The 20005-nt window shown below is 54.9% G+C and carries 9 protein-coding genes; 8 read left to right on the top strand and 1 reads right to left on the bottom strand.

Going from position 1 to position 20005, the window contains the following annotated elements; all coding sequences use genetic code 11:
• The first annotated feature begins 82 nt into the window (after positions 1 to 82).
• From AL515_RS16310 to AL515_RS16285, 6 genes are read left to right on the top strand one after another with little or no spacing between them, the layout of a single operon-like run.
• Positions 83 to 820: a heme ABC transporter permease gene (locus AL515_RS16310; RefSeq protein WP_061068190.1), complete on the top strand. Its 738-nt coding sequence runs from the start codon at positions 83 to 85 to the stop codon at positions 818 to 820.
• Positions 817 to 1029, top strand: coding sequence for a heme exporter protein CcmD (gene ccmD, locus AL515_RS16305; protein ID WP_005129320.1), 213 nt, complete (start codon positions 817 to 819; stop codon positions 1027 to 1029). The genes AL515_RS16310 and ccmD overlap by 4 nt, the downstream gene beginning before the upstream one ends.
• Entirely contained in the window at positions 1026 to 1505 is a 480-nt protein-coding gene (gene ccmE / locus AL515_RS16300; protein ID WP_005129319.1) for a cytochrome c maturation protein CcmE, read from the top strand. Before ccmD ends, ccmE begins: the two co-directional genes overlap by 4 nt.
• Positions 1502 to 3457 carry a heme lyase CcmF/NrfE family subunit gene (locus AL515_RS16295; RefSeq protein ID WP_061068189.1) on the top strand — a complete coding sequence of 652 codons (1956 nt, stop codon included), beginning with the start codon at positions 1502 to 1504 and terminating at the stop codon, positions 3455 to 3457. The genes ccmE and AL515_RS16295 overlap by 4 nt, the downstream gene beginning before the upstream one ends.
• A complete protein-coding gene (dsbE, locus tag AL515_RS16290) occupies positions 3454 to 4011 on the top strand; it encodes a thiol:disulfide interchange protein DsbE (RefSeq protein WP_061068188.1) in 558 nt (185 codons plus the stop codon). Before AL515_RS16295 ends, dsbE begins: the two co-directional genes overlap by 4 nt.
• Positions 4008 to 5057, top strand: a complete 1050-nt coding sequence (locus tag AL515_RS16285; RefSeq protein WP_061068187.1) for a cytochrome c-type biogenesis protein CcmH — start codon at positions 4008 to 4010, stop codon at positions 5055 to 5057. Before dsbE ends, AL515_RS16285 begins: the two co-directional genes overlap by 4 nt.
• Before the next feature lie 101 nt (positions 5058 to 5158).
• Here AL515_RS16285 and narP read toward each other — a convergent pair whose 3' ends face one another.
• Positions 5159 to 5806, bottom strand: coding sequence for a nitrate/nitrite response regulator protein NarP (gene narP, locus AL515_RS16280; protein ID WP_061068186.1), 648 nt, complete (start codon positions 5804 to 5806; stop codon positions 5159 to 5161).
• Between the two features lie 593 nt (positions 5807 to 6399).
• Between narP and AL515_RS16275 the strand changes: the two genes are divergently transcribed.
• Both AL515_RS16275 and AL515_RS16270 read left to right on the top strand, forming a co-directional pair.
• Complete coding sequence (locus AL515_RS16275) at positions 6400 to 8037, top strand: ShlB/FhaC/HecB family hemolysin secretion/activation protein (protein WP_061068840.1); 1638 nt, start codon at positions 6400 to 6402, stop codon at positions 8035 to 8037.
• A gap of 12 nt (positions 8038 to 8049) precedes the next feature.
• Positions 8050 to 20004 (top strand): hemagglutinin repeat-containing protein, encoded by an 11955-nt coding sequence (locus tag AL515_RS16270; protein ID WP_225807944.1) that lies wholly within the window; start codon positions 8050 to 8052, stop codon positions 20002 to 20004.
• Position 20005 lies beyond the last annotated feature (1 nt).

Here is a 20005-nt window from a genome sequence, read left to right as displayed (position 1 = left end):
GATATGACTTGTGCCGGACAAGGCGAAGCCGCCCTCCGGTAAAACGGAAATTTACTAATTTATTGAGTCTGGTGACTGAACTATGTGGAAAACACTTCATCAACTGGCGATGCCCCCACGTCTCTATCAGGTCTGTGGCTGGTTTATTCCATGGCTGGCGATTGCCAGCGCAGTGGTACTGGTAACAGGATGGGTTTGGGGATTTGGCTTCGCGCCAGCGGATTATCAGCAGGGGCAGAGCTATCGCATTATCTATCTGCACGTCCCGGCGGCAATCTGGTCGATGGGCATTTACGCATCAATGGCGGTTGCCGCGTTTATCGGCCTGGTCTGGCAGATGAAAATGGCCAATCTGGCGCTGGCGGCGATGGCGCCAGTTGGCGCAGTGTTTACCTTTATTGCACTGGTGACAGGTTCCGCATGGGGCAAACCGATGTGGGGGACCTGGTGGGTCTGGGATGCCCGACTCACCTCTGAACTGGTGCTGCTGTTTCTCTACGTTGGCGCCATTGCGCTGTGGCATGCCTTTGATGACCGCCGCCTGGCGGGGCGCGCTGCCGGTATTCTGGTGCTGATTGGTGTCGTGAACTTACCGATTATTCACTACTCGGTTGAGTGGTGGAACACGCTGCATCAGGGGTCGACCCGCATGCAGCAAAGTATTGATCCGGCGATGCGTACGCCACTGCGCCTGGCGATCGTCGGCTATCTGCTCCTGTTTGTCACGCTGGCGCTGATGCGCATGCGTAATCTGATTTTATTGATGGAAAAACGCCGCCCGTGGGTGAGTGAACTGATCTTAAAAAGAGGCCGCCAATGACCCCTGCATTTGCATCATGGAGTGATTTTTTCGCGATGGGCGGTTACGCCTTATATGTCTGGCTGGCCGTGGCCATGAGTGTAATTCCGTTGCTGGTGCTGGTGCTGCATTCTGCACTACAGCATCGCGCAATCTTACGCGGTGTGGCGCAGCAGCGGGCGAGAGAAGCGCGTATGCGTGCAGCGCAAGTGCAACGGGAGGCGGCGTGAATATTCGACGTAAAAATCGGCTATGGATAGCCTGTGCGGTGCTGGCGGGCCTGGCTTTGACCATCACGCTGGTGCTCTATGCGCTGCGTTCCAATATCGATCTGTTCTATACGCCGGGAGAAATACTCTACGGCAAGCGCGAAACTCAGCAGATGCCGGAAGTCGGTCAACGCCTGCGCGTTGGCGGTATGGTTATGCCGGGCAGTGTGAAGCGCGACCCGCAGTCGCTGAAAGTTAACTTCAGCATCTATGACGCCGAAGGCGTGGTGGATGTGACCTATGAAGGTATCCTGCCGGATCTGTTCCGTGAAGGGCAGGGCGTCGTTGTTCAGGGAGAACTGGATCAGGGAAATCATGTGCAGGCCAAAGAGGTCCTTGCCAAGCATGATGAAAATTACACCCCGCCGGAAGTCGAAAAAGCGATGCAGGAAAACCATCGTCGTCCGGAAAGTGTTTATAAGGATAAAACGTCATGATGCCTGAAATTGGCAACGCGCTGTTGTGCCTTGCGCTTGGCGTTGCACTGTTGCTGTCGGTTTATCCGCTGTGGGGTGTTGCGCGTGGCGATGTCCGGATGATGGCCTCTGCGCGACCCTTTGCCTGGGTGTTGTTTATCTGTGTGATGGGTGCGTTTCTGGTGCTGGTAAACGCCTTCGTGGTTAATGACTTTACCGTGACCTATGTCGCCAGCAACTCCAATACGCAACTTCCGGTCTGGTATCGCGTCGCCGCGACATGGGGCGCGCATGAAGGCTCATTGTTGCTGTGGGTGTTGCTGATGAGCGGCTGGACGTTCGCTGTGGCGCTGTTCAGCCAGCGGATGCCGCTGGATATCGTCGCCCGCGTACTGGCGGTGATGGGCATGGTCAGCGTTGGCTTCCTGCTGTTTATCCTGTTTACTTCCAATCCGTTTGCCCGCACGTTGCCAGATTTTCCTATTGAAGGCCGCGACCTGAATCCGCTGTTGCAGGATCCTGGGCTTATTTTCCACCCACCATTGCTGTACATGGGTTATGTCGGTTTCTCCGTGGCGTTTGCCTTTGCGATTGCCGCACTGATGAGCGGGCGTCTGGATAGCACCTTTGCCCGTTTTTCGCGTCCGTGGACGCTGGCTGCATGGGTGTTTCTGACGCTGGGTATTGTGCTCGGGTCTGCGTGGGCCTATTACGAACTGGGCTGGGGCGGTTGGTGGTTCTGGGACCCGGTAGAGAACGCGTCGTTTATGCCGTGGCTGGTGGGGACTGCGCTGATGCACTCGCTGTCAGTGACCGAACAGCGCGCCAGCTTTAAAGCCTGGACGTTGCTGCTGTCAATCTGCGCCTTCTCGCTTTGCCTGTTAGGGACGTTCCTGGTGCGCTCTGGCGTGCTGGTGTCGGTGCATGCCTTCGCCTCCGATCCGTCACGCGGGATGTTTATTCTGGCCTTCATGGTGCTGGTTATCGGCGGTTCCCTGCTGCTGTTTGCTGTGCGCGGTCACAAGGTCCGCTCACGGGTTAATAACGCGCTGTGGTCGCGTGAATCGCTGTTGCTGGGTAATAACGTGCTGCTGATTGCTGCCATGCTGGTGGTGCTCCTGGGCACGCTGTTGCCATTGGTGCACAAACAGCTTGGACTGGGCAGTATTTCGATTGGCGAGCCGTTCTTCAACACCATGTTTACCTGGCTGATGGCGCCGTTTGCGTTGTTGCTGGGGATTGGACCATTGGTGCGCTGGGGCCGTGACAGACCGCGCAAGCTGAAAACGCTACTGATTGTCGCGTTTGTCACCACGCTGGTACTGTCGCTGCTGCTGCCGTGGCTGTTTGAAGACCGCATCGCTGCCATGACGGTCGTGGGTATGGCAATGGCATGCTGGATATTCGTGCTGGCGATGTCCGAGGCGTTCCTGCGTATTTCGCGCGGCACGAAGCTGACGCCGAGCTACTGGGGCATGGTTTCAGGTCACGTAGGACTGGCTGTTACCATCGTCGGTATTGCCTTTAGCCAGAACTACAGCGTTGAACGTGATGTGCGCATGAAGGCGGGTGATAGCGTCAGTATCCATAACTATCAGTTCACGTTCCGCGAAGTGAAAGATATTACCGGACCTAACTACCGGGGCGGTGTCGCCATTATTGGCGTTACCCGAGATGGTAAACCAGAAGCCACGCTGCATGCGGAAAAACGCTTTTACAACAGCACCAGTTCAATGATGACTGAAGCGGCAATTGACGGCGGATTCACGCGTGACCTGTACGCTGCGCTGGGCGAAGAGCTGGATAACGGCGCATGGGCTGTACGTCTGTACTATAAACCGTTTATTCGCTGGATTTGGGCCGGAGGGTTGCTGATGGCGCTGGGCGGGTTGTTCTGCCTGTTTGATCCACGCTATCGCCAGCGCACGCGTCCTCGCGCTGCGGTGCAAAAAAATGCGTCGGAGGCTGTATGAAGCGCAACGCACTGTTAATTCCGTTTATTATTTTTCTTATCATTGCGGCGGCGCTGCTGTGGCAGTTAGCGCGTAACGCGCAGGGTGACGATCCCACGAATCTGGAATCGGCGCTGATTGGCAAACCGGTGCCAACATTCCGCCTCGAATCGCTGGAAAATCCGGGTCAGCATTATCAGGCCGATGTGCTGACGCAGGGCAAACCGGTATTGCTGAACGTCTGGGCGACCTGGTGTCCGACCTGTCGTGCTGAGCATCAGTATTTGAACCAGCTTTCTGCACAGGGAATTCGGGTGGTGGGTCTGAACTATAAAGATGACCGTCAGAAAGCCATCGTCTGGTTGAAAGAGCTGGGTAATCCATATGCGCTAAGCCTGTTTGACGGCGACGGGATGCTTGGTCTGGATCTTGGGGTGTACGGCGCGCCGGAAACGTTCCTGATCGACGGTAAAGGCATTATTCGCTATCGCCATGCCGGCGACTTAAACGCCAGGGTGTGGGAGAGTGAGATCAAACCATTGTGGGATAAATACAGTAAGGAGGCTGCGCAATGAGGTTCTTTCTGGGCCTGCTGATGCTGGTTATCTCGGGATCGGCGCTGGCCACTATTGACGTGATGCAGTTCAAAGATGAGGCGCAGGAACAGCAGTTCCGTCAGCTCACTGAACAGTTACGCTGCCCAAAGTGCCAGAACAACAGCATTGCTGACTCTAACTCAATGATTGCCACCGATCTGCGTCAGAAGGTTTACGAACTGATGCAGGAAGGGAAAAGCCAGAAAGAAATTGTCGATTACATGGTGGCGCGCTACGGCAACTTCGTGACTTACGATCCGCCGTTGACGCCGCTGACCGTGCTGCTGTGGGTGATGCCGGTGGTCGCGATTGGTCTGGGTGGCTGGATTATTTTCGCCCGTACTCGCCGACGTGTCCGGGTGAAACAGGAAGCGTTTCCTGACGACGTTATCCCGGATGGCAAGCGCGGTGGGTTCGGGTTGTTTGTGCCCGGCATCGTGGTGGCGCTGGGGGTTGGCGCAGTGAGCTATTATGAAACCGGCAACTATAAGCAGGTTCAGGTCTGGCAGCAGGCGACTGCACAGGCCCCGGCGCTGCTGGAGCGGGCGTTAGATCCAAAGGCTGAACCGCTCAATGAAGAGGATATGGCGCGCCTGGCGCTGGGATTACGCACCCGGCTGCAAACCGATGCCGGAAACGTTGAAGGCTGGATTATGCTTGGTCGCATAGGCATGGTTCTCGGTAATGCCAGTACGGCGACTGAAGCGTATGCCAATGCGTACCGACTGGATCCGAAAAACAGCGATGCTGCGCTGGGCTATGCGGAAGCGTTGACCCGTTCTTCCGATCCAGACGATAACCGTCGGGGAGGGGAGCTGCTACGCCAGTTGGTGCGCGGCGAACATGCCAACGTGCGGGTTCTCAGCATGTACGCGTTTAACGCTTTTGAACAGCAGCGCTTCGGCGAGGCAGTTGCGGCGTGGGAGATGATGCTGAAATTATTGCCCGCCAATGATACCCGTCGGGCGGTAATTGAGCGCAGCATCAAACAGGCGATGGAGCAGCTAACGCCGCAGGAGAAGTAAGAGTGGAAGATGCCGGATGGCGACGCAAAGCGTCTTATCCGGCCTACTGATGCACGTGACTTGTAGGCCCGATAAGCGTAGCGCCATCGGGCAATATCTGATTACTGCATGCCGCGTGTTTGTAAAAACAGGATGGTGGCGGCAACGCGAGAGCGGACGTTAAGTTTTCGCAGCAGGTTGCGGATATGCACTTTCACCGTTTGCTCGGAAATATTCAGTACGGATGCAATCTGTTTATTCGATAATCCCTGAGCCAGTTCATGTAACACATCCAGCTCGCGTTCGGTGAGTACGCTGAACGGATCTTCCTCGGCGCCAAACAGTTCCCGTTCCCGCAGATAATCGCTGACGCGTTGGCTAAAGGCTTTACCTCCTTTTGCGCCAGCGCGAATGGCTTCCAGCAGGACTTCAGGATCGCTGTCTTTAAGTAAATAACCATCCGCGCCGGCATCAATTAGGGCATACACATCGCTGGCGGCATCCGATACGGTAAGAATAATAATTTGCGCGGTGACGCCGTCCCGACGCAGCGCATTCAGGGTATCCAGTCCGCTCATGCCTTTCATATTGAGATCCAGCAGGATCACATCAAGATCCAGACGGTTTGCCAGATCGATAGCGCTTGCGCCATCGCCGGCTTCGGCAACTACGTCAAATGCGCTATCCAGCTGCAGTAATTGACTGATTCCTCGCCGCATGAGTGGGTGGTCGTCAACAATCATCACCTTAAAAGGTGTTAATTCAGGCATCTTCTTCTCCTGAGCACTCTTAATTTCGTTATATTCCGGGGCATGGGATAATCCTGATTTATCACGTAGATGATAAGGCAACGTGACCTTACTTTTTACAGGTGCAAATAGTATATCCTGACTCAAAAAGCTCTCATTGGAATTTTTACAAAGAATACTCTTTATGATTTGAATCAAGGTGCTGGCGGTTTGCGAGACGAAAGTATTCTCGATTTGCTGTTTGACAACATTAATTAAATATCAACATTAATAAGTGGCAATAATAAGCAATGTTGATATTAAGGGTGCGAGCAGTTGGAAGAAAACTTCGCAGACGTCACCCATGCGGCACGACGTGCGCGACATACTCATCCCCGCGATCTTCCTGCAAATGGGCGACTAGCTATGGGATTGGGCCAATAGAGTAATTTAACTTAAGAATATAAAAAATCCTAAAATGCAATAGGAATAAAGTGAAAACGCATTTATTGCCTTTACTTTTGTTTGCATTTTGTGCTTTTTTGGCAAGAGTCGTACAGCCAGGTTCGGTTTCGTACTTTTTGGGGGGTAGGGTGAAGTTCAGGGATGAAAGAAAGTTGGCATTACTGATTGGGATGTTAGTTTTGCCGTTCACAACGGTTTCTGCCGCACTACTCTCTCCTGCGGATCGTAATACCATTCAGCAGCAACAACAGCAGCTACTTAATGAAAACCAGCGCCAGCGTGAAGAGCTGGAGCGTAGCGTTACGCTGCCCGAAGCCGTCACGCCGGAAACGCCAGCCCGGACTGAAGGACCATGTTTTATGATTTCGCGCATTGATATTGACGGCGCAACGAAGTTGTCCGTCGCTGCCTCGGCAAAGCTTACCGCGCCGTGGGTGAATCAATGCCTGGATATTCCTCGCCTGACGGAACTGACAAATGCAATTTCCGACTGGTATATCAGCCGAGGTTACATCACCAGTCGTGCCTTTTTAACCGAACAGGATCTCTCCTCTGGGGTGCTGCACATTGCGGTGCTTGAGGGAAAATTGCAGCAAATACGTCTGGAAGGTGTCCCATCGCGTACGCTGAAAATGATCTTTCCTGGGCTGGAAGGAAAGATTCTCAATCTGCGTGACATTGAACAGGGTATGGAGCAGTTGAACCGGGTTCGCCAGACGCCGGTGGAAATTGAAATTTTGCCGGGCAGCCAGCAGGGGTTATCAATAATTAATCTGAGCGCCACGCCTGAATTCCCCGTTAACGGCTCCGTCAGTTTTGATAACAGCGGACAAAAGAGTACCGGAACCGGACAACTGAGCGGGGCATTATTTTTCAATAACATGCTTGGGCTGGCGGATAAATGGTTTATCAGCGGCGGGCGTAGCAGCGATTTTTCCAGCAGTAAAGATGCGCAGAACGTTGCTGCTGGTGTGAGTGTTCCTTACGGCTACGGATTGCTGGATTACAGCTACAGCTGGAGTAACTATCTCAGCACCATTAATAACAATGGCTACTCCTGGCGCTCCACCGGTGACAGTGAAACCCATCGTCTGACCGGCTCCAGGGTTTTGTTTCGCAACGGTGATATCAAAACCGCAGCATCGCTGGGTCTCACGCATCGAATCAACCGTAACAGATTGAACGATGTGCTGCTGGAAACCAGTAGCCGCAAGCTTTCCAGCGTTTCGCTGGGTATCAACCATACGCAAAAAATTGCGTCCGGCGTTGCGACGTTTAACCCCACATTCACCCAGGGCGTGCCGTGGTTTGGCGCAGAGGATGACAATGATAAACAAGGTGATGTGCCAAAGGCAGAATTTCGAAAATGGAGCGTCAGCGGCAGTTTTCAGCGCCCGCTGACAGAAAAACTGTGGTGGCTGAGCAGCCTCTATTTTCAATGGTCACCGGACCGCCTTTACGGCAGCGAACGCCTGACGCTGGGCGGTGAAACATCGGTACGCGGCTATAAAGAACAATACATTTCAGGAGATAACGGCGGCTACTGGCGCAACGAAGTGAATTACTCGCTTTTTACGCTGCCGGTGTTGGGACAGATTGGCGCGATAGCGGCATTCGACGGCGGCTGGCTGAAACAAGATAGCGTTGACAGGTATGCCTCTGGCACGTTGTGGGGGGCCGCGCTGGGATTAACCAGCTCAGGGCGCTGGTTCTCCAGTCAGTTTACCGTAGGAACACCGGTGAATTATCCGGACTGGCTGGCACCGGATCATCTCAATGTGTATTACCGCGTTGCGGTGGCATTTTAAGGAACAAGGATGATGAAAAAGGATCAGGTTCGTTTCTCCCAGCGTTTGCTAAGTGGCATGTTGAGTTTCCTGCTGGCTACCCAACCACTGCTCCCGGCGATGGCTGCCGCCATCACGCCTGAAGGCAATACGCAGATGGATAAAGCCGCCAATGGTGTTCCGGTGGTGAATATTGCCACGCCGAACCAGTCCGGGATTTCACACAACAAATATAACGACTACAACGTGGGAAAAGAGGGACTGATCCTCAACAACGCGACCGGGCAATTTACCCAAACCCAGCTCGGCGGCATCGTCCAGAATAACCCGAACCTGCGTCCCGGAAAGGAAGCATCAGGGATCATCAACGAAGTTACCGGCGCTAACCGTTCGCAGCTACAGGGCTATACCGAAGTCGCGGGGAAAGCCGCCAACGTCATGGTCGCCAACCCCTACGGCATTACCTGTAACGGGTGCGGGTTTATCAACACGCCTAACGCCACACTGACTACCGGTAAACCGGTGCTGGATGCTAACGGTAACCTGCAGTCGCTGGATGTGAGCAAAGGCAGCATTACCATTGAAGGCAAAGGGCTGGATGGAAGCCAGAGCGATGCGGTGTCAATTATTGCCCGCGCCACGGAAATTAACGCAGCGCTACACGCCAAAGATCTGAATGTTATCGTTGGCGCGAATCGCATCGCGGCGAATGGCCAGACGAGCCCGCTGAATGGCGAAGGAGAAGCACCGAAAATCGCGGTAGACACTGGCGCATTAGGTGGGATGTACGCTAACCGTATTCATCTGGTCTCCAGCGAGAAAGGGCTGGGGGTCAACCTCGGGGATCTGAATGCCCGCCAGGGTGATATCACCCTCAATGCTAACGGGAAATTAACGATCGGCAACAGTCTGGCAAACGGTGGTCTTTCTGCCAGGGGAGAAGGTGTCACGTTGACCGGTAGTCATAAGACCGCAAGCGGGATGGCCATCAACAGCACCGGGGCGTTAGCGCTACAAGGTGCAAATCTCTCCAGTGGTGCAGGCATGCTGCTGGGTAGCGATGGCAAGATGACGATCGATGGTGGCGGGGTTGCCGCAGCTGGAGAGTTGCAGATTACGGCTAAACAGGATGTAGCCATTGCCGCAACCACTCTGGTTAGCCAGAAAAACACCTCACTGCGTAGTAACGGTTTGCTGACAATCACCGACGGCAGCCTGACCAGTAAAGAAAAACTGGATGTCGCGGGCACTAATGGGATGACGCTGACCCGTTCCACGCTGGGGAGTGATGCTGATGTTAGCCTTAACAGTCACGGCAATCTGTCGGCTAAAGGGGGATTGCTCTCTGCAGGTAACGGACTCACGCTGAAGGCACAGCGCATAGCACTGGATAACGCCAGTCGGGCCGATGCGAAAGGAGCATTAAGCCTGGCCGGTAGCGAAATGAACAACCAGGGACAGGTCAATGCGGGAGGCGCGTTGTCTCTTTCCGGTGACTACCTCGTGAATGGTGGTCAACTGGCTGCGAACGGCCATCTTGATGCGTCGGTAACCCGCCTCGAAAATGGGAGGCTGATGCAGGGTAACAGCGTATCGGTCCATAGCGGGTCGCTGGAAAATAGGGGCACACTGGCGAGCGGTGGCCTGCTTTCAGTACAGACAACAACGCTGAACCAACAGGGCACCCTCAGCGCGAAAAACGATGCGGATATCCGGGCAGATGCCACGCTGCTAAACGGTGGAACGTTGCTCTCTGATGGCTCATTAACGGTGCAGGCCGCGACAGTTGAACAATATGGCGTCCTCTCTGGCAGCCGGGGGGTGACAGTCAATGCTGAGAACCTCACCGCCGCGAAAGATTCGCTGATCGCCGGGCAACAGGGCATACAGTTAAACGCTGCGCAAAACCTGAACCTGAACGGTCAGGTTAATGCCGCTGGTGCGCTTAACGTGGGCGCAAAGCAGCTGACTACTGGCAAGGACGGCCATCTGCAGAGTGGTCTGGACCTTGCGATTACCGGCAACAGCGTCACGCTGGACGGTGTACAGGCGGCAAAAGGTTTGCTGGACGTAACGGCGGACAGGCTCAGTCATGGCGGAAAATCCACCGGGACACGCGTTGGTTTCAGCGCGCAGCAGTCAGTTGATAACCAGGGTGAACTGCTGGCCGATACCCTGATGCTCAGCGCGGCGACGCTGACTCATAGCGGTAGCGCCAGCGCTGAACGCATCTCGATTATTGCCCCTGAACTTTTCACCAGCAGCGGCTCTCTGGTAGCCGAAACGCTAGCTCTTCACAGTCAGCATGTTGTGAATAGCGGTCTGATGCAGGGCAACGCGGCATTGGATCTGCAGATTGATACGTTAGATAACCTTAGCGGCGGTTCGCTCTATGCCCGGCGTTCTCTGGCGCTGGATATACCGTATCTGACCAACCATGGGCTGATTACTACCGACGGTTCATTGCACCTCAACGGTCGCCAGTTGGTTAATGGCGGAGAAATTAACGGCGTTGATCTGCAAAGTGAATATGCGACGGTAAAAAACGAAACCGCGGGGCGCCTGCTGGCGGACACGTCATTATCTGTTAACGGACAGAAGACAGATAACCTCGGACTCATGGCCGCCGATACGCTTGTGCTGAACAGTCGGGACGTGAATAACGACGGCAATGTGCTGTCGGTGGGGGAATTAAGTCTGAAGAATCAGACCCTCCACAACGCCGGCTTGCTGCAGGGCAGCACGCTGAATCTGGAAGCAAATACGTGGCAAAACAGCGGTAATGCGTTGGGTGAAACAGGGGTAACGGCAACGGTACACGACGTGTTCACGAATCAGGGCAACGTACTCAGCCAACAGGGTATGACCGTGCATGCCGCCAGCGTGAATAACGGCGGACTGCTGGCGGCGAAGGTGCTGGCATTACACGGCGATCTCAGTAACAGCGGGATCCTGCAGGGGAATCAGATGCTCGGCTGGGATGGCAATCGCTTCACTAACCTTGCTGGCGGGCAGGTGACCGGCGGCGAAGAGTTGCATCTTAGCGGAAAGCGTATCGACAACGATGGCCAACTGGAGGCCCGAACTGCGGCGATTACGCTGGACATTCTGCGGAACGGCGGCAGTATTCAGGCTCAGAATAGCCTGAAGATCACTGCCAGCGAGCGACTGGACAATCAGGGAGCGCTGCGCAGTCTGAATCTGTTCGAACTGGCTGCAGCGCAGTTGTTTAACGACAAAACGATTGCAGCAAAATCCCTTAGCATTTCCGCGCCGGAGCTTATGAATAACGGCACTGTGCAGGGTAATTCGGTGCTACAGCTCACCACCCGCAATCTGTTTAATGGTCAGCAGGGACAACTGGTTAGCGGCGCGGGGCTGGATTTAGGCCTCGACACGCTGGAAAACCACGGTCTGCTGTTGACGAATACCGACTTCACGCTGCGCGGCAGCACATTAATTAACGCCGGTGATATTCAGGCCGATTCCCTGGATCTGACGCTGGCAAACTCAGTTGAAAACCAGGGTAACCTGGTGGCGAAACAGGGGGCGTCGATAAATACCGCCTCTCTGGATAACCGCGGTACGCTGGCGGCGAAAAGTGTCACTCTGGATGGAAAATCCATCCGTAACAGCGGTCTGGTTCAGGGTAATGACAGTACCTCGGTTTCTGCGAATACCTTCACCACGGATGCCACTGGTAAATGGCTGGCCGGTAATGCGCTGTTGGTGCATACCAGTGCGATGGAAAACGCCGGTGTACTGCAGGGCGATGTCCTGACATTCACTGCCGACTCGCTGAATAACAGCGGCGTGCTTAACGGTTTACATGGCCTGGAAGGCAAGCTATCCGGGCGACTTATCAACCCTGGATACATTCAAAGTGGCGGTGCACTGACGCTGACGGCTGATGATATCAACAGCACCGGGCGTATTGCCGGTGACAGGCTGACGCTTGCAGCCTCGACGTTAGACAATACAGGCCTTTGGCAGGGGACGAACGGGCTTGCGCTGTCTGGCGATGTGCTCACGACGGGTATAACGTCCCGTACGCTGAGCGGCGGCGCGTTGACCTTCGATGTCGGCAATATCACGACGCAGGGCACGCTGCAGGGGCAGCAGCTTACGCTGACCGCTGATGACTGGCTGCACAAAGGCTCGCTGATAAGCCTGGGTAATCTGACGGCGACTGTAAACAACGGCCTTACCACGTCAGGCGACATGATGAGTCATGGCGGAATGTCACTGACCGCGCAGCAGCTTGATAACAGCGGAAAGCTGCTCAGCGAAAGCGACGTAACGCTCGACGGCGCACAGCTTGATAACCGCGGCACGGTACAGGGGAATACCCTGACCCTGCAGCAAAACCGGATCCACAACCAGGGCACGCTGACCGGCCTGCAAAGCCTGACGCTGGAAGCACGTCAGCGTCTGATGGCGCGCATGGCGATGGCTTCACCGCAACAGGAATTGATTAACGCAGCAGGTGGTTCACTGCTGACGCAGGGAACGCTGAAACTCACTTCTGGCGATGTGACGAATAATGGCACATGGCAGGGGCAGTCGATTCTGCTCAATGCGCAAGCGCTGACAAACAATGGGGCAATACACAGCGCCGACGCCCTGCAGCTTACGCTCGCGAATAACCTGACTTCTGCGGCGGGCAGCAAAATTACCGCGCTGGGTAACGCGACGCTACAGGCGCTTTCTCTGACTAACGCCGGGCAATGGACGGCGAAAAATCTTACGCTGAAGGGGGCAACCCTCGATAACAGCGCGGCAATTAGCGGCGTAAATGCGCTCACGCTTGCCATGAACGGCGCGGTCAGGCAGCAGAAAGCGGGCAGTATGCTGAGCGGCGGCGCGTTGGATCTGACTGCGGCGTCAGTCACCAACGAGGGCAAAATTCAGGGTGCGACGCTGGGCATGACGTCCGGCGCATTGACCAACAGCGGACGCCTACAAGGGGATAATGGCGCAACGCTGTCGCTGAGCGGCGATTTGATAAACCAGGCTTCCGGGGAGATTGTCAGCCGTCAGGGGCTGACGCTTTCTACTCCAGTGCTGTCCAACTACGGTTTAATGCAGAGCGGTGGAGAGACCCATCTTAACGCCACAGCTCGCGCGCTCAATGACGGTAAACTGCTTTCCGGCGCGGGAATGACGCTGACCACGCCGCAGTATTCCGGCGCAGGCTGGTTACAGGCGACAAACCTCATTCTGAATGCGGCAACGGCCACCAATGGCGGGAACTGGCTGGCCGACAGCGCCACGCTTACAGGTAACAATTTTACCAACCAGGGAACGACACAGGCCGGTCAGCTGGCGGTGAAATACACGCAGGTGACGAATAACGGTACGCTGTTGGGCAACTCGCAACTGAGTGTTAATGCCAGCCAGGTTAATCAGAATGCAGCAGGCAAACTGTTCAGTGGTGGCGACCTGTCCGTTGAAAGCCACGGGCTGGATGCGTTGGGGCAGGTGGTTGCGCTGGGTAATCTGACGCTGAAGCTGGTGAATGGCTTTACTGCGCAAAGCGCGTTTGCCGCGGGTAAAACGCTGACCATGACCAGCGAGGGTGCTATCGACAACCGTAGCGTGCTTCAGGGGCAGTCGCTCAACCTGACGGCGGGCGGGCAGCTCAGCAATAACGGGCAAATCACAACGGGCAACGGTGCGAGTCACCTCAGCGGCAGCAACGTGGCGCTCAATGCCGCCGGAACGTTACAGGGTGGTGGGGATATTACGCTGACCAGTCGCGGTAATATTTCAGTCGATGGTTTCACCGGCACGCGTGGTTCTCTGACGCTCAATGCACCAGGCGCTATCGTTAATACGGCGCTGTTGTACGCGGCAAATAATCTGGCGCTTTATGCCAACACCATTACCAACCAGCGCGGCGATATCCTCGCAGGCAACAATCTGTGGATGCAGCGAGATGCGGCGGGAAATGCCAACAGCGAAGTGGTCAACACCTCCGGCAATATCGAAACCCAGAACGGTGATATCACCATCAAAACCGGGCATCTGCTGAACCAGCGGGATGGGTTGAAAGCAAACCAGACACAAATAGCTGGGTCAAACAGTATTCCAGGGATAGGTGATGCGACTGCTGCGATAGATATCAGTCAGATGGCAGAAGGTACTTATGGCGTTAATGGTTACTCCTATGAGAGACAAACCAGCTCCTGTAGTGCAAATGCCTCCTGTAATATTCGTCGTTATTACCAGTATTACTACGCACCGTTTAAAGACACGGCGACGCAGAAATTCATTTCCAGCCGGGTAAAAACAGAGGTTTCCAGCTCTGGCGGTGCAGCTCGTATTTCATCAGGGCGAAATCTGTCAATTGATGCAAATGCGCTGGATAACGCAGCCAGTACTATTCTGGCAAACAATAATATCGACCTTTCAGGAAGCACATTAAATAACCAGAGCTGGCAGTCTGGGACGCTTACTGATTATCTGGTTTATACCTATAACCCAGAGAAATATTCCAATAAACAGTTTGCTGTAGATAATGTTGATGTTTTACCTCCGCGTTATAACGAGGGGAGAAACAGTAAAGGTGAAACTATTGTGCTTCCTAAAGAACGCACAATAACATTTACCCTGGAAGGGCATGACCGTGTTCAGGAAGGCGGAGAAACGTACCGTTCGGTGATTCAGGCTGGCGGTAATGTAAATGCCAGGTTTGCTACTTCTATTGGCAACGAAAACACAACCTCTGGTGGGGGACGGGTTAGCAATACCATCGTTACCCCAACCCTCAACACTCTCAGCAACCAAACCCTCAGTAATGGGGTGCAAAAGCAGGCGCTGGCAGGCAATGACACGGTGAGCGTCAGCTCCCCACAGTGGAACGACCAACTGCAGGATGCATTACAGCAGATTACCGGCGGCGGCGCGCTGGAAAGCGGTGGCGTATCAGACGCCACGCTCAGTTCTGTTTCTACCACGCAGAAAGGTGATGCCAGCCTCGGTCAACTCAATGGCCTGATTAACCCAGGCGAGAAGGGCGTGAATACCGCCGGGCAAAATCAGGGCAAAACGGTGGATACCAGTGCGTATCCGTTGCCTTCCGGAAAGAACGGTTATTTCGTCGTCTCCGACGATCCGAAAAGCCCGTACCTGATCAACGTCAACCCGAAACTGAATGGCCTTGGTCAACTCGATCCCAGCCTGTTTGGTGATTTGAATGCCATGTTGGGTATCAAACCGGGCGAAGCGCCGCGTGAAACTAACGTTGCGTATACCGATCAAAACCAGTTTCTGGGATCGGCCTATATGCTCGATCGTCTCAAACTGAACCCGGAATATGACTACCGTTTCCTCGGTGATGCGGCGTTCGATACCCGCTATGTCAGTAACGCCATGCTGAATAAGACGGGAAGTCGTTACATCAACGGTATAGGTTCTGACCTGGAGCAGATGCGTTATCTGATGGACAGCGCTGCCAGTACCCAGCAGTCGCTGGGGCTGAAATTTGGGGTGGCCCTGACGGCCGATCAGATAGCGTCCCTTGAGCACAGCATGCTGTGGTGGGAAGCCGCGACCGTCAACGGTGAGACGGTAATGATACCGAAGCTGTATCTCTCGCCGAAAGATATCACGGTGAGCAACGGTAGCGTCATTGCCGGGAATAATGTTCAGCTTACCAGCGGGAATATCACCAACGCTGGCAGTACGCTGCTGGCGAGAAACGATCTCACTCTCGACAGTCAGAACAGCATCAGCAACCTTAACAATAGTCTGATGCAGGCCGGGGGCAACCTTGAGCTGAGTGCGGCTGGCGATATCAACAACGTCAGCTCCGCTATCAGCGGAAAAACGGTGACGCTGGAAAGCCTGGGCGGCAACATCAATAACCTGACGCTGGCGGAGCAGATTGATGTAAGTGCCAGGGACAAATACCGCAATGTGAGCTTTAAAGATACGTTGCTAGGTTCTGTGGCGTCCATTACCGCGCAGGACGGATTGTCGCTCTCGGCAGGCAAGGATATCTCCGTTACTGGCGCGAATCTCTCTGCGGGTGGCTCATTGCTGATGGATGCGTGGGGGGATATTGCGGTAAATGCCAACCAGATTAACGATGCCCGGAGCCATTCCGGACGCAGGGTCACTGAGACCGGTCGTTCGTCCGTGGACTGGCAGGGGAGCACCATCAGCGCGGGCGGTAACCTCGGTATCAATGCCGGGAATAACCTCAACGTCACCGCCAGCAATGTTAACGCGTGGGGGAATGCTCAGCTTACAGCGGGTAACGATCTCAGTCTGAATGCGGCCACCACTCAGCAGAATAGCCGTAACGGCGGCAGTGAATCGCACAGCACCGGGCTTTCCCGTACCACCGTCTCAGCGGGTGACAATCTGGTGTTGAAAGCGGGTCAGGATATTAATTCTCACGCGGCCGGGCTGGCAGCGGAAAATGATGTGGGTCTGCTGGCCGGGCGTGATGTTAACCTGCTGGCTGAAGCAACAACCGACGGCAACAGCTATCGTGCGAAGAAGAAAACCGTGGTCAATGACGCCGTACGCCAGCAGGGGACGGAAATTGCCAGCGGTGGCGACACGGTCATTATCGCCGGGCGCGATGTGAGTGCGCAGGCAGCGGATGTTACGGCGCAGGGCGATATCGGCGTCACGGCAGGCCGGGATGTGAATCTCACGACCGCCACAGAGAGCGATTATCACTACCAGGAAACCACGAAAACCAAAAAAGGATTCCTCAGTAAAAAGACTACCCATACGATTGAAGAAGACAGTGCTACGCGGGAAAAAGGCGCGTTGCTGAGCGGGGACAATGTGACTGTCGCCGCCGGGAATAACATTCTGGTACAGGGCTCAGCCGTTGCCGGTGACGGCAATGTGGCGCTGGGGGCTGGCAACAATGTGGATATCGTTGCTGCCACCAATACGGATACCTCATGGCGCTTTAAAGAGACGAAAAAGAGCGGGCTGATGGGGTCGGGCGGGATCGGCTTCACCATCGGTAGCAGTAAAACGACGCACGATCTGCGCGAAAAAGGCACCACCCAAAGCGAGAGCTTCAGTACGGTCGGTTCTACGGGGGGCAACGTCAGTATCACCGCAGGCCAGCAGGCACATATCGGCGGCGCGGATATCATCGCCCAGAAAGATATTGCTGTTGGCGGCGATAGTGTACTTATTGAACCGGGACACGACAAACGCACCCGTGATGAGAAGTTTGAGCAGAAAACCAGCGGACTGACGGTGGCGTTGTCAGGGGCTGTGGGCAGTGCGGTGAACAGCGCGGTTTCAGCAGCGCAGGATGCGAAAGATGAGAGTGACGATCGTCTTGCGGCTCTGAAGGCAACGAAAGCGGCGCTTTCCGGCGTGCAGGCTGCGCAGGGGGTTGCAGTTGCTCAGGCTGGCGGCGATCCGAATAACGGTATAGGCGTCAGCATTTCTCTGACTTCCCAGAAATCAAAGTCTGAGCAGCATGCCCGGAGTGATACTGTGGCAGGCAGCACCCTGAATGCAGGCAACAATCTGGCTATTACGGCGACGGGTAAAGGTCAGAGCGGGAACAGCGGCGATATTCTGATCGGCGGCAGCCAGATAAAGGCGGGTGGGGACACCACGCTTGCAGCAGCGAATGATATCGTACTGAGCGGTGCGGCAAACACTCAACAGACAACCGGGAAAAATAGCAGCAGCGGCGGCGGTGTAGGGGTCAGCATTGGCGGCGGAAGTAATGGCTATGGTATCAGCGTCTTCGCCAGCGTGAATGCGGCAAAAGGACATGAGAAGGGTAACGGCACGGCGTGGACGGAGACCACGCTGGACAGCGGTGGCATTGTATCGATGACCAGTGGTCGCGATGCCCTTCTGAATGGCGCGCAGGTCAGCGGCGATAAAGTGGTCGCGGATATTGGTCGCGACCTGTGGATGAGCAGCCAGCAGGACAGCAACGACTACAAATCGAAGCAGAACAGCGTAGCGGCAGGCGGCAGTTTTACCTTCGGTAGCATGACCGGTTCGGGCTATATCAGCGCCAGCCAGGACAAGATGAAAAGCACTTATGACTCGGTTCAGGAGCAGACAGGGCTTTTTGCCGGCGATGGCGGATTTGATGTGACGGTGGGACGTCACACGCAACTGGATGGCGCGGTAATCGCTTCGACGGCAACGGGGGACAAAAACAGCCTGGATACCGGAACGCTGGGGTTCAGGGACATTCATAACGAAGCGGATTTTAAGGTCAGTCATTCAGGCGTCAGCCTGAGCGGCGGCGGTTCTTTTGGCGGCGACGCGTTCAAAGGCAATATGCCTGGCGGGATGATATCAGCCGGAGGCAACAGCGGGCATGCGGAAGGAACTACGCAGGCGGCGGTAGCGGAAGGAACAATTACGGTTCGTGATACAGCGAACCAGCAGCAGGATGTATCCGGTCTGAGCCGTGATACGGAACATGCGAACGACAGCATCAGCCCGATTTTTGACAAAGAGAAAGAGCAGAAGCGGCTGCAGACGGTAAGTCTCATCAGTGATATTGGCGGTCAGGCAGCGGATATTGCCAGAACACAGGGAGAGATAAATGCGCTGAAAGAGGCGCGCAGGGACAATCCGAATCTGCCTGCGGATAAGCTGAAAGATACGCCGAAGTATAAGGAAGAACTGGCGAAGTATGGTACGGGCAGCGATATTCAGCGGGGGATTCAGGCGGCAACGGCGGCGCTTCAGGGGCTGGCTGGCGGTGATATGGGGGCCGCGCTGGCGGGGGCGTCGGCACCGGAGCTGGCGCATCTGCTTAAATCGACAGAGGGCAATAGTGCGGTAAATGTTATTGCCCACGCGATACTGGGCGGCGCAGTGGCGGCGATGCAGGGCAACAGCGCGGCGGCGGGCGCAGCGGGTGCGGCAACGGGTGAACTTGCGGCCCGGGCGATTGCAGGTATGCTGTATCCTGATGTGACTGACCTGTCGCAACTGAGTGAGGATCAGAAGCAGACCATCAGCACGCTGGCAACGATATCAGCAGGGATGGCCGGTGGTCTGTCGGGCGACAGTACGACCTCGGCAGCAGCAGGCGCACAGGCCGGGAAGAATGCGGTTGAGAATAACTTCCTGAGTGTGTCAGAGAAGACAGAGCTTGAGTTAGCGAAGCTCAAACTCAACAGCAAAGACCCGGCAGAGCGTGAGCTGGCACAGCAGACAATCAATGAGCTGCGTGAAAAGGATATCGCCAGCGACCAGAAAGTCATTGATGCCTGTGGTAATGGTAATGCCGGAAGTGCAGCATGTGCGGGTGCAAGGCTGGAAGTTATCGCTGCGAAAGGTGAATACGAGAACACCGGCAACTACAACTCGAAAGCCAGCCAGCAATACGGAGATGCTTACGGCCAGATAGTAAATCTGCTGAATATCACCAGCGTTGATGCGCAGAATCAGCAGCAGGTGAAGGATGCACTAACGCAGTATGCAATGGATGTGCTGGGTGTTGATCGCCAGACGGCTCAGGGTTATGCCGAAACGAAGCAGGGAATGGATATTATCGTTGCTTCGGTGACTCCAGTGTTGGGTTCAGTGGCAGCAAAACAGCTCAGTAAAGTCGTTGATGCTAATCTCAAGGTTGTTGCGAAAGGTAATGTAGACGGGGCTAAATTCACTGATACCAATCAGGGTGCAAGACCATCCAACTTAGCAGATGTGAATAAGCCAACACTCATTGATGGAAGAATCCAAGCTAAAATAGATAAGCAAGGCAAGCCTCTTCCTAATGGAAATATGGCTACAGCTCATGCTGAAGTGGGCGTCATCCAACAAGCTTTTGAAAAGGGTATGTCTCAAGGGCGTGAGATGACAATGAGTGTATCTAAAGAGCCTGTATGTGGTTATTGTCGCGGTGATATAGCTGCTATGGCCGATAAAGCGGGGCTAAAATCTTTAACAATCTATGAAGAGACTACTGGGTCTGTCCTCTATTGGCAGCCGGGAATGAAATCTCTCAAGGCCAGGGATTAAA

Origin of the sequence: Citrobacter sp. FDAARGOS_156 (genome assembly GCF_001559235.2) — a bacterium.
Lineage (GTDB): Bacteria > Pseudomonadota > Gammaproteobacteria > Enterobacterales > Enterobacteriaceae > Citrobacter > Citrobacter youngae.
Note: the sequence above shows the minus strand (reverse complement) of the source record. Positions and strands in the feature narration are given on the sequence as shown.

What these genes read in the sequence shown, in the direction of transcription:
- AL515_RS16310 (WP_061068190.1), top strand. Translation starts at nt 83, where the DNA reads ATGTGGAAAACACTTCATCAACTGGCGATGCCCCCACGTCTCTATCAG.
- ccmD (WP_005129320.1), top strand. Translation starts at nt 817, where the DNA reads ATGACCCCTGCATTTGCATCATGGAGTGATTTTTTCGCGATGGGCGGT.
- AL515_RS16295 (WP_061068189.1), top strand. Translation starts at nt 1,502, where the DNA reads ATGATGCCTGAAATTGGCAACGCGCTGTTGTGCCTTGCGCTTGGCGTT.
- dsbE (WP_061068188.1), top strand. Translation starts at nt 3,454, where the DNA reads ATGAAGCGCAACGCACTGTTAATTCCGTTTATTATTTTTCTTATCATT.
- AL515_RS16285 (WP_061068187.1), top strand. Translation starts at nt 4,008, where the DNA reads ATGAGGTTCTTTCTGGGCCTGCTGATGCTGGTTATCTCGGGATCGGCG.
- narP (WP_061068186.1), bottom strand. Translation starts at nt 5,806, where the DNA reads ATGCCTGAATTAACACCTTTTAAGGTGATGATTGTTGACGACCACCCA.
- AL515_RS16275 (WP_061068840.1), top strand. Translation starts at nt 6,400, where the DNA reads ATGTTAGTTTTGCCGTTCACAACGGTTTCTGCCGCACTACTCTCTCCT.
- AL515_RS16270 (WP_225807944.1), top strand. Translation starts at nt 8,050, where the DNA reads ATGAAAAAGGATCAGGTTCGTTTCTCCCAGCGTTTGCTAAGTGGCATG.